Annotated in this window: 12 protein-coding genes; all 12 read right to left on the reverse strand. The window is 64.4% G+C overall.

Annotated features, from left to right (window positions below):
- Window positions 1–28: 28 nt before the first annotated feature.
- Window positions 29–1,504 (reverse strand): metallopeptidase TldD-related protein, encoded by a 1,476-nt coding sequence (locus AC1VVG_RS28540; protein WP_482837233.1) that lies wholly within the window; start codon window positions 1,502–1,504, stop codon window positions 29–31.
- Between the two features lie 12 nt (window positions 1,505–1,516).
- On the reverse strand, window positions 1,517–2,875 hold the full coding sequence (locus AC1VVG_RS28545) for a TldD/PmbA family protein (RefSeq protein ID WP_175027751.1): 1,359 nt from the start codon (window positions 2,873–2,875) through the stop codon (window positions 1,517–1,519).
- Window positions 2,876–2,917: 42 nt separating this feature from the next.
- The gene (gene trxA / locus AC1VVG_RS28550; RefSeq protein ID WP_059556672.1) at window positions 2,918–4,141 is read right to left on the reverse strand and encodes a thioredoxin; all 1,224 of its coding nucleotides are present in this window, start codon (window positions 4,139–4,141) and stop codon (window positions 2,918–2,920) included.
- A gap of 79 nt (window positions 4,142–4,220) precedes the next feature.
- The gene (locus tag AC1VVG_RS28555) at window positions 4,221–6,002 is read right to left on the reverse strand and encodes an ABC transporter ATP-binding protein/permease (protein WP_059556673.1); all 1,782 of its coding nucleotides are present in this window, start codon (window positions 6,000–6,002) and stop codon (window positions 4,221–4,223) included.
- On the reverse strand, window positions 5,999–6,421 hold the full coding sequence (locus AC1VVG_RS28560) for an ExbD/TolR family protein (protein WP_080287816.1): 423 nt from the start codon (window positions 6,419–6,421) through the stop codon (window positions 5,999–6,001). The genes AC1VVG_RS28555 and AC1VVG_RS28560 overlap by 4 nt, the downstream gene beginning before the upstream one ends.
- Before the next feature lie 13 nt (window positions 6,422–6,434).
- Complete coding sequence (locus AC1VVG_RS28565; RefSeq protein WP_034187958.1) at window positions 6,435–7,169, reverse strand: MotA/TolQ/ExbB proton channel family protein; 735 nt, start codon at window positions 7,167–7,169, stop codon at window positions 6,435–6,437.
- Between the two features lie 22 nt (window positions 7,170–7,191).
- The gene (locus tag AC1VVG_RS28570; protein WP_482836970.1) at window positions 7,192–7,947 is read right to left on the reverse strand and encodes an energy transducer TonB; all 756 of its coding nucleotides are present in this window, start codon (window positions 7,945–7,947) and stop codon (window positions 7,192–7,194) included.
- 31 nt (window positions 7,948–7,978) lie between these two features.
- Window positions 7,979–10,348 (reverse strand): TonB-dependent siderophore receptor, encoded by a 2,370-nt coding sequence (locus AC1VVG_RS28575; RefSeq protein ID WP_482837235.1) that lies wholly within the window; start codon window positions 10,346–10,348, stop codon window positions 7,979–7,981.
- A gap of 331 nt (window positions 10,349–10,679) precedes the next feature.
- Window positions 10,680–11,144 carry an Lrp/AsnC family transcriptional regulator gene (locus tag AC1VVG_RS28580; protein WP_105392488.1) on the reverse strand — a complete coding sequence of 155 codons (465 nt, stop codon included), beginning with the start codon at window positions 11,142–11,144 and terminating at the stop codon, window positions 10,680–10,682.
- Between the two features lie 132 nt (window positions 11,145–11,276).
- The gene (locus AC1VVG_RS28585) at window positions 11,277–12,251 is read right to left on the reverse strand and encodes a DUF4880 domain-containing protein (protein ID WP_059556675.1); all 975 of its coding nucleotides are present in this window, start codon (window positions 12,249–12,251) and stop codon (window positions 11,277–11,279) included.
- Entirely contained in the window at window positions 12,233–12,784 is a 552-nt protein-coding gene (locus AC1VVG_RS28590) for a sigma-70 family RNA polymerase sigma factor (protein ID WP_034187960.1), read from the reverse strand. The genes AC1VVG_RS28585 and AC1VVG_RS28590 overlap by 19 nt, the downstream gene beginning before the upstream one ends.
- Window positions 12,785–13,217: 433 nt before the next feature.
- Window positions 13,218–14,099, reverse strand: a complete 882-nt coding sequence (locus tag AC1VVG_RS28595; protein ID WP_245169478.1) for a type 1 glutamine amidotransferase domain-containing protein — start codon at window positions 14,097–14,099, stop codon at window positions 13,218–13,220.
- Window positions 14,100–14,130: the final 31 nt, after the last annotated feature.

Raw genomic sequence — 14,130 nt, forward strand, 5'->3', positions numbered from 1 at the left:
CGGCAATGCGCCGCCTCGACGGCCATGACTATGCGGTGCCTCCGACGGTCATTTCATCCACCCTCACGGTCGGTTGGCCCACGCCCACCGGGATCGACTGCCCCGCCTTGCTGCACGTCGCCCTGCCGGGATCGCAGGCGAGATCGTTGCCGACCAGGCTGATGTTCCGGATGGTGTCGGGGCCGTGGCCCGTGATCGTCGCGCCCTTGACCGGCGCGGTGATCCTGCCGTTTTCGATCAGGTAGGCCTCGGATGCCTCGAAGACGAACTGACCGCTCGTGATGTCGACCTGCCCGCCCTCGAGACCCGACACGTAGATACCGTTGCGTACCGACTCGATGATTTCCTGCGGCTCGTGGTCCCCGTTCAGCATGAACGTGTTCGTCATGCGCGGCATGGGCGGCGACGCGTAACCCTCGCGGCGGCCGTTTCCGGTCGGCTCCATTCCCATCAACCTCGCGCTCAGCGCATCCTGCATGTACGCGCGCAGCACGCCGTTCTCGATCAAGGTCGTGCGCCGCGTCGCGCACCCTTCGTCGTCGATATTCAAGGAACCGCGGCCCCCCTGGAGCGTTCCGTCGTCGACGATGGTCACGTTCCCGGACGCCACCTTTTCGCCGAGGCGTCCCGCGAAGGCGGACGTCCCGCGGCGCACGCCGTCGGCTTCCAGTCCATGGCCGACCGCTTCGTGCAGCAAGACGCCATTCCAGCCCGGGCCGACCACCACCGTCATTTTTCCGGCCGGCGCCGGCCGCGCCTGCAGCTTCGTGAGGGCGGCCGTCACACGCTCCCGCACGAAGGTACGAAGTTCGTCGTCATCCCACGTCCGGATGCCATAGCGCCCGCCGATCCCTCCGCTCGCGCTCTCCACGCGCGCGCCGGACCTGACGCGCACGTTGATCCACAAGGCCAGTTGCGGACGCGCGTCGCCGCCACTCAGGCCGTCGCATCGGGCGATCCAGATCGTTTCATGCACGGCGCTCAGCACGGCATGCACTTCGATCACGCGCGGGTCGGCGGCCCGGGCGATCTCGTCGAGCGTCTTCAGCAGCGCGATCTTGTCCGCTCCCTCCATCGTCCGCAACGGATGAGCCGGGTCGTAGAACGATCGTGCCGTTGCAACCGGCCTGCGCTGCATCGCTGCCGAGCCGTCACGCGACATGCCGCTTCCGGTTTCGCTAAGTCGCGACGCAACATGCCGGAGCGCCATCGCGTCGATGCGTTGCGAACTCGCCAGCGTCGCCTGCTCTCCCTTCAACACGCGCAGTCCGAAGCCGCTATCGCAACGATACGAACTCGCGCGCACGGCCCCGCCTTCCAGCGACCAGGATTCCGCGGTCGTTTCCTTGAGGAAGACATCCGCAAAGTCCCATCGCTGGCCGAGGGCGATGCCCATCGCGGAAAAAAGCGCCGTTTCGTCGATGCCATGCCGGTCCAGCAGCGCGTGCCGCGCCAGCGTGCGGATCTCCTCGCGGGCAGGCCGCAATACCTGCCGCTGCTTCATGTCACTCATGCTTCAAGCTCCCCCGATCTTCATTGCATCGATCAGCCACGATCCGGAGGTCGCCCATCCCCTCGTCAACGCGTCGCTGCCGATCGCCTGTAGTCCGCCGAACATCCGGCGGAGATTCGACGCTATCGTGATACCGCTCACCGGGAAGCGGATCTCGCCGTCTTCCACCCAGAACCCCTTGGCGCCGCGGGAGAAATCGCCGGTCAGGCGGTTCACGCCGCCGCCGACCATCTCCGTGACCAGAAGTCCGCGATGCAGCTTCCTCAGCATCGCGGCGAAGTCGTCGCCGGGCTGGGTCCGTGTACTGCGCATGTCGAGGTTGTGAGGCCCGTAGCCGTTGCCGGTGGGCGTCAGGTTCAAGCGGCGCGCCGCATAAAGTCCGAGAAACAGCCCGCGCAGGCGGCCGTCCTCCACCACCTTGCGGCGCCCGCCCGGAATGCCGTCGCTGTCGAAGCAGCGGCTGGCCATCCCGCGCCTGACGAATGGATCCTCGTCAAGCTGGACATGCGGCGGAAACAACGGCGCGTCGATGTCATCCTTCAAGAACGATCCGCTCCGGTACAGCGCATCCCCCGATGCCGAGGACACCAGTTCGGCCAGCAGCCCCAGCGACGCCGACGGCTCGAACAGAACCGGGCATTGCTGCGTGGGGACTTGCGTCGCGCCGAGCGCGTCGATGGCTCGCCTGGCGGCCAGCGCCCCGACCTCCTCCGGTTTCGCGAGATCGTCGAATGCGCGACTTGCATGGCCCCAGAAACCGATCTGCTTCTCGCCGGTGCCGAACGCGACGGGCGCACATGCGATCGAATGGACGGACCACGGCGCCGTCGCATGGAACCCCGCCGACGTGGCCAGCAACGACGTGCCCGACATCGTTCTCACCGTCACGCCCTTCGACGCCTTGATCGAAGGGTCATGTGCGAACGCCGCATCCTCGGCGCGTTGCGCATGGGCACCGATATCGTCGAGCGACCAATCCAGCGGGTGATGGAGATCGAGATCGGGAAAGTCCCTGGCCAACTGGCTCGAATCGGCGAATCCGGCCGCGGGATCGGGCTCGGTTGCGGCGGTACTCTCGATCGCCGCGCGAACGATCTTTTTCAGCCCGTCGTCCGACAGGTCCGACGATTTCGCGAAAGCGCGTTTTCCGTCGCGCAACACCGTCACCGTCATCTCCAGGGTGCCGCAAAAACTGCGTTCCGTCTGTACCCGGTTCGTCACGGTCACGGCGCTCGATTCGGCGGCCTCGATCTCCACGCGCGTCCCCTCGGCACCCGCCTGCCGCGCGAACGCGATCACACGCTCCGCCGAACTCGCCAGTTCAGCGGCAACGGTTTGCAACTGCGTACTGCTCGATTGCATCAGCCTGCTCCTCCGCCATGCGGCATCGTGTCGTCGAATGCGTCAGGCGGTCTGCCCAGTGAGCGCGATCAGCATGTCGCCGATCGCGCTGCCCCGCTCGGCCGCGGCAAGATGGCCGTCCTCGTAATAGGACAGGAAACGCCCCACGAGTTGAGGATCGACCTCCGCCGCCCGCTCCATCAGCGCGCTGCCCCGCGGCGGCTCGACGCCGGCGTCGATTGCCTGCTTGAAGACCCCTTCCGCCAATTGATTCAAGCGCGCATCGTCCTGCGCGCCCCAGTTGCATTTGACCTGAAGCCATTTCCGCACGGAGCTGCAAAGTGAAAAGACGAATTCCTTCAAGACGTCCGGATTCCGGGCCAACGACGACGAAGCGGCCTCCAGCACCTCGGCGGCCACGGCAGCACTCCCGTCGCCGAGTTCGGCCGCCGCCGCCCTGGATGCCTGTCGGACGTCCGCCCAGTTCGCGTCCGCCACAGGAGCGCCGTCCGTTTCCGCCGCGTGCAGCGAAACCAGCTCGTCACGAATCGCCAGCAACCTCGATTCTCCCTCCAGCGTGTCCGAGACGATCCGGCTCGACAGGATCGACACCAGCAGCCGGCCGGGCAGCGTCGAGAGATTCGCGCCGACCGGCACGCTTTCCAGCCAGTCCGCCACGAACAGCGCCGCCTTGAAATGGGTGCCTCGATAGCTCGACAGGACCGTCACCGCCTCGACCACATCGGTCGGCATGCCCAACACGGATGCGCACTCGTCCGGATCATGCGAGTCGGCGACGAATTCCAGTGCGCCGCTGATCTTGTCCGGCCACATGGGGGTGTCCAGCGCGGCTTGCTTGTGATCCAGATAATCGCGCAACCGTGCGATGCGCGCCGCTTTCACCTGCGGATCACCGCCGAACGCGCGAAGCGTCACTTCGGGCCTGGCCAGCTGCGTGACGGTTCCCAGGTGCGCATCGAGATAACTCGCCAGTTGCGTGGCCGACCGGGGGCCCACGATGCGGCCCGCCTCGTGGCCGCCATTCATGAGCACCAGGGCGGGAATGCCACGCACACCGAAACGCTCGCGCAAGGACGGATGCTCGTCGACGTTGACCTTGACGATGTCGACCTTGCCGTCGAAGTTCCGCGCCACCTTCTCGAGCGTCGGCGCCAGCGCCTTGCACGGCCCGCACCATTCGGCCCAGAAGTCGACCAGCACCGGACGGCTGTTCATCATCACGTCGGCCTCGAAGCTCGCGGCGGTCACACTTTTCAAATCGCTCATTTCACGTTCCTGTCCATCAGTTCGGTTTTGTCGGACCTTGCCCCCGGTGAGGTGCAAGCGTCCTGACGGGATCACGGTGTCATGCCGGGCAGGCAGACGAAGCCGGGCCGGTCAGGCCGGCCGCGACCGCGGATGCCCGTTCCGGCGAAAAGTCGAGGGTCTGCTGATGAAAGGCCAGCAACGCCTGTCGATGCGCGACGCTGAGGATCGTGGCCTGAGGTAGCCAGTCGATCAGCAGTTGGTAGAGCGTTCGCTCGCTCTCGGTGTCGAGCGCCGACGTGCATTCATCGAGAAATATCGTGGTCGGGCGGGCCAGCAACACGCGTGCGAACGCCACCCGCTGCTGCTCTCCGCCGGAAAGCCGGTCGCTCCAGCGATCGGCGTCCAGCATCGATGCAACGTGCGCATCGAGGCCGCATGCGCGCAGGACGTCCGCGCATTGGCCGTCGGTGTACGTCGATTCCTCGTGCGGATACGCGATCGCCGCCTTCAACGTGCCGACGGGAATGTAGCTGCGCTGCGGAACGAACATCGTTCCTTCGGCACCGCAGGTGACGATGCCCTCGCCGTAGGGCCAGAGGCCCGCGAGCGCTCTGAGCAGCGTGCTTTTCCCGCTTCCGGAGCGCCCGCGGATCAGACAGCGCGAACCGGGTGCGAGCGAGAAGTCGGGCACGCGGGCAATCTCCGCGCCGGCTGCGTCGCGCAGAACCAACCCGTGGGCGCCTACGGCTCCGCGCTCGCCGGCGGTCAACACGACGTTTCCCCGCGAATCCAGCGCGTTCACGTAGAGAAATTCCCGAAGCCGGTTCGCTTCGGCGCGCCACGCGGTGAATCCCAGATAGGCCTGCGGAAAGAACGCCAGGGAACTGGACACGGAACTGAATGCTGCGTTCGATTGCATCAGCCCGCCCAGCGTCAGCCCCCCCGTTATCAGTTGCGGCAATACCAGCAACGTGGGCACCACGGGCACCACCGAGCTGAATTGCCCGACGATGTTGGTAAACAGCGAGACCCGCGTGTTGACCCAAAGCAGCGCATAAAGATTCGAAACGACCTGGCGAAAAGCCCCGTTCAATCGCTTGCCTTCCGCGCCGCTTCCATCGAAGAAGGCGATCTGCTCGGCGAATTCGCGCACCCGCACCATCAGCACGCGGAAGTCGCCCTCCACGCGGTTCTGTTTGGCATTGAGGGTGATCAAGCGTCGGCCGAGCAGGTGCGTGGCCCAGAAAAACAGGCCTTGATAGAGAAAGACGGCATAGACCAGGTATCCGTGGATGCTGTACGTGTGTCCACCGATATCGAGATCCAGGGAATGGCCGATCGACCACAGGATCACGCTGAAGCTCACGATGCTCACCGGCACCTGAAGCACGCCCATCGACAGCTGCAAGGTGTCCTTGACGAACTGCTTCGCATCCTCCGCGATACGCTGATCGATGTTCTCGAGCGCGCGGTCGCGCTCGATGCGGTAGTAGGTATGGCGGGCCAGCCACTGATCGGCCAGCCAGGTCGTCAGCCATCGCCGCCAGCGAATCTCGACGATCGATTGCATCACCACCGTGGACACCGTCAGCGCGGCGGCGGCCATGGACACCAGCAGGAACTGCAACAGCAGGTTCGGCAGCGCCTGAAACCTCCCGGATCCCACGGCGTCGTAGAACGTGCCGGTCCATCGGTTGAGCCACACGGCGATATAGGTGTGGCTCCAGCCCGCCCCAAGCACGTAGGCGAGCATCAATGCCGACAGCATGCCCTCCCTGGTGGTCCAGTACGGCGTGATCAACTTCCAGACGGAAGGAAAGTGACGCCTGGCATCCCGATCCTCGGCGCGATCCGTCGGGAATGCCCGATTCCTGATCATTGCTGGCCCTTGTCCGGTTGCATGACGAAATTGATCTTGTTCAGCCCGCCGCCCTGCAGCGCCGCGAGTATCGCGGCGACCTTCCCGTATTCGACGTGCTCGTCGGCATTGATGTTGACGGCCGGTGGATCGCCCTGCTTCGACGCCGCCTCGACACGCAGCTTCAGCGCCGCGTCGTCGACCACATCCTTGTTCCACAGCACGGTCTTGTCAGCCGTGATCGACAGGTCGATGTCCTGCGTTTTCGACTGGGCGGGCTGAGCCGCGGCCTTGGGCAGATCGACCTTCACCGCCTTGTTGATGACCGGCAGCGTCACGATGAAAATGATCAGCAAAACCAACATGACGTCGATCAATGGCGTCATGTTGATGTCGTTCATCACGCCTTCGTCGTTGTTGCCATCCATGAGAATCGACACGATAGGCTCCCGGTCAGGCGGCGGCGTTGACGCGCTTGCTCGTCGCCGGCGCCGCGGGCACCGGGCGAACGTCGCAGCGGGCCTTGGCGCCCGTCACGAAGTACACGTGCAACTCGTGCACGAACCGGTTCAGCCGATGGCTCACCCGCTTGTTGCCTCGATTGACGTAGTTGAATCCGAGCACGGCGGGGATCGCCACGAACAGGCCGATCGCCGTCATGATCAGCGACTCGCCGACCGGGCCCGCGACATGATCGAGGCTGGCCTGTCCCGACACGCCGATGGCCATCAGCGCGTGATAGATGCCCCACACGGTCCCGAACAGGCCGACGAACGGCGCGGTACTGCCGATCGACCCGAGAATGGCCAGGCCGTTCTGCAGGCGGGCAACCTCGTCGTCGAACGCGTTGCGCAGGCCGCGCGCCACCCATTCGCTGCTGCTGAGGCTGCCTTGCAGCGACGCGTCGCCGCCGGCCTGCTGGTCGTTCGCCTCGCGGCCGGCAAGGGCCACGGCGCGATACGGATTGTCGGTGCCGTCGCCCAGCGCCTCGATGCCGTCATCGAGCGACGGCGTGGACCAGAAGCGCGTCTGCGCACGCTTGCCCATGACCTCGAGACGTCGATTCGCCAGGCCCTTGGTCACGATGACGAACCACGACACGATCGACATGCCGAGAAGAAAGACGAAGATGAACCGGGTGATGAAGTCGCCCTGCTGCCAGACGTTGGCGATGCCGTACTGTTCCATTTTTTGCTCCGTAGATTCCAGGTCAATCATTCAGGTTGAAGGCGATCGGCTGCTCGGCCTCTACGGCACGGGCAATACCGGCGGTCGTGTAGGGCTGGCAATGGCCGGCTTCGATCGCCGCCAGCGCGGCCGCATCCAGCATAGGGTAGCCGCTGCTTTGCGCAACCCGCGCCGTCTTCACCACACCGTCCACGCCGATGTTCAGCCTCACCACCACCGTGCCTTGCTGCTCCAGCCGCCGGGCCTTCGGCGGATAGTCCGGCCGCGGGATACGGCAACCGAGCTGCTTGAGCTCCGCGCTGCTGATCTGCTTCGGGCTATCGAGCAGTTGGGGGCCCGGCGCGGGTGCGGGCGGTGTCGCTGCGGAGGGCGCGACCGCGCTGGGCACCGGTACCGGCGGCGCCGGCGGCGCCGGCTCGACCGGTTTGACGGGCTCGGTCTTGGCTGGCGCGACGGTCCGGGCAGCAGGAGCCTCCGAGGAAAGCAAGGGTGCCGTCTTCCGCACCACGGTCTTTTCGACGGGCTTGGGTTCCGGCTTCCGCTGAGGCTCCTGCTTGGGCTTCGGTTCCGGCCGCGCGACGGGCTCGGGTGTCGGCGCGGCAACGAGCCTGACCTGAACCGACGCACCGGAGGCCCGGTCGGCCTCCAGCCTGATCAGGTCCACGCTGCGATGAACGATCAGATACAGCCCCAGTGCGTGCGCCAGCACGACCGCGCCCCCGATCGCCGCGCGCCGCCATCGCGCCCGCGAATGAGTGATGCGCTCAGGATTCGACATGCCGCCGCTCCACGGCCGGGTCTCGAGGGTGTCAGAAATCATAGGTACCGGTGAGCATGACGGTCCGCTCCGGTCCCATCGGGATCAGGCTGGCGGTCGTGCTGCTGTAGTAGAGCTTGCGATTGAATACGTTCTTGACCGAAAGATTCAGGCCGTAACCCTTCTTCCGATAGAACACGCCGAGATCCGTCTCCACCTGGCTGGGGATGCGATACGCCGAGCCCGTGCCGATGTACTGCCCGCTCGCGAAGAACAGCCCCGCGCCGACACCGAAACCCTGGAGCTTCTCGGAGCGGAAGTTGTAGGTCGCCCACAGGCTGGCGCTGTTCTTGGGCAGGTTCACCGCCAGCTTGCTGTTCGGCGGCTGCACGAAGTCGTTGTACGTGTAGCTACCGATCAGGTTGACGCCGGGAAGCGGCTGGCCGCTGATCTCCGCTTCGAATCCGCGACTCACGGCGCCGCCGGCGGGAAGATAGAAGCCGCGATGGGCCGGGTCGGCAACGTTGTAATTGCTGAACGAGGTGCGGTAAGCCGAGGTCGTGATGGCCAGCTTGTCGTCCAGCAGGTTGAACTTCATGCCCACTTCGACCTGCTGGCTGGTTTGCGGGGGGAGCACACCGCCGCCGAATTCAAGCGCCGTGCCCGGCTGAAAGCCACGGTTGTAGCTGGCGTAGGCGGCAACCTCGGACGTCAGTTCGTAGAGCAGGCCGAGGCTCGGGCTATACGCATTCTGATGGTTTCCCGGGGGTGGGTTACCGGCGTAGGTCGCATGTGTCAGATAGGTATCCCGGCGCACGGACGCGAGTGCATGGAAATTCTTGTAGGAGAACTGATCTTGTAGATACAAGCCGGTTTGGGTGAAGTAGGTAGTCCCATTCGGCATCAGGTTTCCCGTGTCGGAAGACGGAAGCGTAAATGAGCCGAAGACATTCGGAATGGAAATGAATTTCGATGTCGTGGTGTCAAACTGATGCTGGCTGTAGCGAAGAACGTCCCAGCCGGCAATCACCGTATTTTTCGCAGCGCCGACATTGAACTTGGCGCGCAGGTAGTTCTGGAAGCTCCAACTGTAGAAATCCGAGAGCGAATCGAAATTGTGGAACAACACGCCGTTGGTCGCCGAGAGCGGCGTGGCCGTAGTCCAGGCTTGCTGCGTTTGTTGGGTCCGCGTATAGGAACCCTTGCTCACGAAGGTCAGCGCCGAGCCGAGCTTTTGTTCGAGATGAATGAAAATATTGTCCGTTTGCGCGCCGAAATGGTCGGACGGCGTGCCAAGCGGCTTGTCGATATAGTTTCGATAGATATCACCGGCAGCATGGCCGAGCGTGAACTGGGGAACCGGCTCGCGGTAGACCGTGCGCTCATAGCCGACCGTCACATCCGTGGTCGAGTCCTTCCATTGCACAGTCGGCGCAAAGTAGAAATTTCTCTTGCCGTCATATCCCATCGAATTCTGGCCGACCCGTTCACCCGAGATGATGAAGCGATACCGGAGTTTCTTGTCGGCGGTGATCGCGCCCGTGCTGTCCAGCGCGATCTGGGTGTCGCCGTACGATCCGTAGCCCACCTGGATTTCATGAAACGGATCGGCCTGCGGCGTCTTCTTGACGAGATTGATGACGCCTCCCGGCGGACTGTTGCCATTCACGATGGCCGACGGTCCCTTGACCACTTCCACGCTCGAGATGGCGATCGTCGGCGTAACGTTAGGGGCCGTCCCGACAGTCGACAATCCATCCGACGTGAGGTTTTGCGCTACAAACCCGCGAATCGTGTAACTCGGCACGCCCAGCGGCCCCGGCCGCGTGACGACACCGGAAGCATTCCTCAGCACATCGGAGAGCGACTGAGCACCCTGGCTCTGGATCACCGCGGCATTGATGACGCTGACCGATTTCGGCGTCTCGCTCAGCGGCACATCCGAGCGCGCATAGGTGGAGGACGATTCCGCGACGAAGCCGGTACCGCCTGAATCCCGGCTGGCCGCCACGCTGATGAGGGGCAAGGTGGTGTCCACCTGCGCCGTGGTCGCCGCGGCTGCGGCTGCGGCAGCGGCCGGCGCCGACGAAACCCCCTTGGCATCCGCCTTGACGTGAGCCAGCGTGTAACCGCCGTTCGCCGTCGGAACCAGGTCGAGGCCCGTGCCCTGCAACGCCTTGCGGATCGCGGCCTCGGCCGAATACGTGCCGTCCACCGGCGCCGATTTGAGCGACTGCACCAATGACGCGTCATAGCTCAACGGAAGCTGCGCGACCCGGGCGATCTCCACCAACGTGCGATCCAGCGGACCGCTCGGCAGATGATAGGTGTGTTGTTCCGCCTGCTGCGCATACGCCGCGGACACCATGAAAGTCTGGGCAACCGCCATTGCGATCGCCATTGCCGCAACGTTGCGGGCCATACCCTTGCCGTCGAACTTGATCCCCACGATGCACCCATCCCTAGTCGGTTGTATTTCGGCAAAACGCCTGTCTTGTCCCACACGATCGAGAAGTCGGGAAGCAGCGGCCAACCGCAACGGCATGCCTTCCCCCTTCACTCCCGGCTTCGCTCGAGGCCGCCGGCCCCGGCAGGCTTGCCGGCTCCTCATCCACATGAAAAAGTCTAGCGATCCTGCCCGGAATACTTTTTTGAAAGAATTCGTCCTTCGCGCCATTTCCGGTTTTTTATTCCCACCGACCGCGCCGTCCTTGAAAATTCAATCCAGCAGGCGGAATCCGCAGACAAGAAAATCAGCAAACGTAATCGAGGGGCAACCTCGTCGTATGCTTGATGGTCTCCATCGAGAAACTCGAACTCACATCGAAAATTTCCAGCTCGCTGATCAAGCGCTTGTACACGCCGTCATACCCGGCAATGTGCGGAACGACCACCTTCAGCAGGTAGTCGATATGACCGCTCATGCGGTACACCTCGATCACCTCGGGGATGTCGGCGACCACGTCGCAGAAGCGTTTGAGCCAGGCCGCGGTATGCTGCGCAGTCCTGATTTCGACGAGCACGGTCACGCCGACATTGAGCTTGTCGGCGTCGAGCAGGGCAACCCGGCGGGCGATGACGCCGTCCTGCTCGAGCTTCTGTATGCGGCGCCAGCAAGGCGTCGTCGACAAATGCACGCGATCGGCGATTTCCGCCACTGAAAGCGTGCTGTCCTCTTGCAGGACTGTCAGGATGGCCTTGTCGATATGGTCGATCACAGTTCCCCCCTTCGGGACAAGGTAAGCGTCGCAGGCATTCGGACGCCTTCATTCACCTTGTGCAACGAAGCGGGAAAAGTGACACCGGGAAAGAAAAATTTTTTTCGCGCCCCGGCTGAACGGGGCGCGGCGTCAAGCCTCGGAGGCGACGGCCAGAACCTTGCCATACACGGCCAGGGAGAGTCCCAGGCCGTTGGCGAGCTGGTGCAGCGCCGCCTCGGCGTCGTTGAGCGGGAACACGCCGCTGACCCGGCGAGCGAGCGCGGCCTGCGGAAACCGGATATAGCCGCCGTAGTAGCGGCCCAGCGTCTCGAGGATGTCAGGCAGCGGCCGATCCAGGACGACGAGCGTGCCGCGGCTCCAGGCGAAGATGTCGGCGGCCGTCTCCGGCATGCGGGCAATGCGCCCCGGCGATAGCGACCAGACCGAACCATCGGCGATGCGGACGCTACCGCCGCGCGGCGTCGCAAGGGTTGCATCGCCGCCCTGCACCGCGACCACGGTGTGATAACGCAATGCATCGACGCTCAGGCGGGCGCGGCTCGTGATTGCCGTCCCGTCCCGCGTCCTCACGGCGAACGGCGAGCGGTTCGTCGTGGCGGGACTCGACAGGATCTGGCCGGACGCAAGATAGACGTCGCCGCGCGCGCCGTCCCGCGTCCAATAAACACGCGCCGATGCCCCGAGGACGATCGGCGTTCCGTCTTTCAGCGCCACGGCCTGCGGCGTCAGATCGCCATTGTGATAATCGGCGTCGAGCGAATAGGCCCGGACCAGTTCTCGTGTCCCGATCGCGGCCAGCGCCAGCGCGCCCACCCCGGCGCCCGCCTTCAACATGCGGCGCCGCGCACGGGACGGCTCGTTCAGCGCGCTTCGCACCGCCGAGCCGGGCGCGTTCCGCAGCGACGCAAACCGTGCCAGCCCCTCCTGGAGCCGTATCCACGCCGCTTCGTGCGCGGGATCGGCGCGGCGCCATGCCTCGAAGCCATCGCGATCCTGCTGCGTGGCGTCCTCGGCACGCAACCGGACCTCCCACTGAATGGCTTCCTCCGCGCACGAATCGACCGTGCCGGCGCCGCGCGCGGCATTCAACTGATCAGAAAGCATCGGGTAAGCGCCTGGGCGATGTATTTGCGAACCATGCTTGTCGAAACGCCGAGTCGAGCGGCAATCTCGGAATAAGTGAGGCCGTCGATCTGGCTGTAGATAAAGGCACTTCTCGCTTTCGGAGGCAATCCATCGAGCGCCTGATCGATCAGGAACAATGCCTGGGAAATCTCGACGATCGATTCGGCGGACGGCGCGAGGGGTTCCTCGGCATTGAGGAGCGCCTCATGATACGCGCGCTCGAGATCCCGGCGGCGCCACATCTCGAAGGTGAGACGCTGGGCGATGACGGTCAGCCACGCTCGAGGCTCGCGAATACCCGGCGGGTCATCGACGCCGGCAAGCGCCTCGAACGACGACGACGCCAGATCCTCGGCATCGGCCGGCGATCCGACACGCCGCATCAGCTTCGCCTTCAGCCATCCGTAGCTGGCCCGAAACTCGTTGGCGAGCCAAACCGAGCGGGAACGAGCCGACTCGTCGTCGCTCCTTTCCAGTTTGTCGAGAGGCTGTGCTGCCGGGCCAGTGCTCATGTACCAATTTCCAAAGCGATGGCGCGATGGGCGTGCACTGCAGGATGCCAATCATCTGCCGAAATGCAACGTCATGCCCCGCTAGATCGGTGTCGTAGTATGCCATTTCAAAATCGCCGCGTGCCGGCGCGATATCAATCCAGAACCCTGATGTCCGGGGCAGTCGTCCTCGACGCCGGGACGGCAAGGACGCCCCGATCACCTCGCCGAGCCGCAGGCCGCCCCGAATCATGCGCGCTCGACCGGCTGCGAGATATCGCTGCGGCGATTCGCCCGTGGATCCGACGGAACATGACGACGCGCGCGCTGGCGCCGCGATACCCGAGATCCATCGCCACCGGCTCGCCTGCGTCAAATGCCGCCCATTGCCCGATCCATGTCGAGTCGGCAGCGAAGTCGAAGCGGCCGGGCGCAACATGCCCGGCCGCTGCCGTCACGGACGAACTCCGTTCGCGCGGGCTGTCAGTTTCGCCACGAGGACGTCGCCGAATTCCGGCGCCGACATCGGCTGCTGCCCCGTGATCAGCTCGCGATCGACGACGACATTGCCGTGCCAGTTCGCCACCGTGTCGACGTGGGCGCCGGCTTCTGCCAACGCGTTCACCGGATAGAACGGCACGTTGCCGCCAAGCCCGTTCGGCCCCTCGAGCTGCTGCTCCTCGCCCGTCGAGAAGACCGTCATCCGGTAACCGGCATACGGCCAGCCGGCCGCGAAGGCATTCGCCTTGCCATCGTTGGCGGTCATCGATGCAACGAAGGCATCCGGATCGTGCAGCGTCGACAACAACACGATCGGCCCGTGACAGATGATCCCGGTGGGACGGCCGCTGTCATGGAAGCCGACCAGGATCTTGCCGAGATTCCGGTCCTTGAGCAGGTCGACCATCGGCGCATGGCCGCCGGGGATAAACAGGCCGACATAACCGTCGGTCCCCTCGGAGACGACGGACGCGAGCGTCTTCGGATGCTTCAGTTGCGCGATACCCTGCGCGTATTTCAGTGCATCCGCGCGCGCGGCATCGTCTCCGCCGAAAAACAGCTTGTTGTTCGAGTTCGCGTCCATCACCGGCATGTCGCCATTCGGATTGGCGATCACCGGCTCGTAGCCCGCCTCGACGAGCTTGCGGTACGGCACGACGAATTCGTTGAGGTAATAACCGGTCGAATATGTCTTGCCGTCGCGCAGATCGAGCGCGTGAGCGCTCGACATGACAACCAGCACCTTGCCGCGCGACTGCGCCGACGCGCCCACCGGCAATGCAAACGCGGCCGACGTGGCGAGTACGGCAGCACCGATCTTGAGGATGTTCATCATCAAACCCTTCCGAAAAAATGAGTGAGCCGGT

This window comes from Burkholderia sp. L-4, assembly GCF_056856535.1.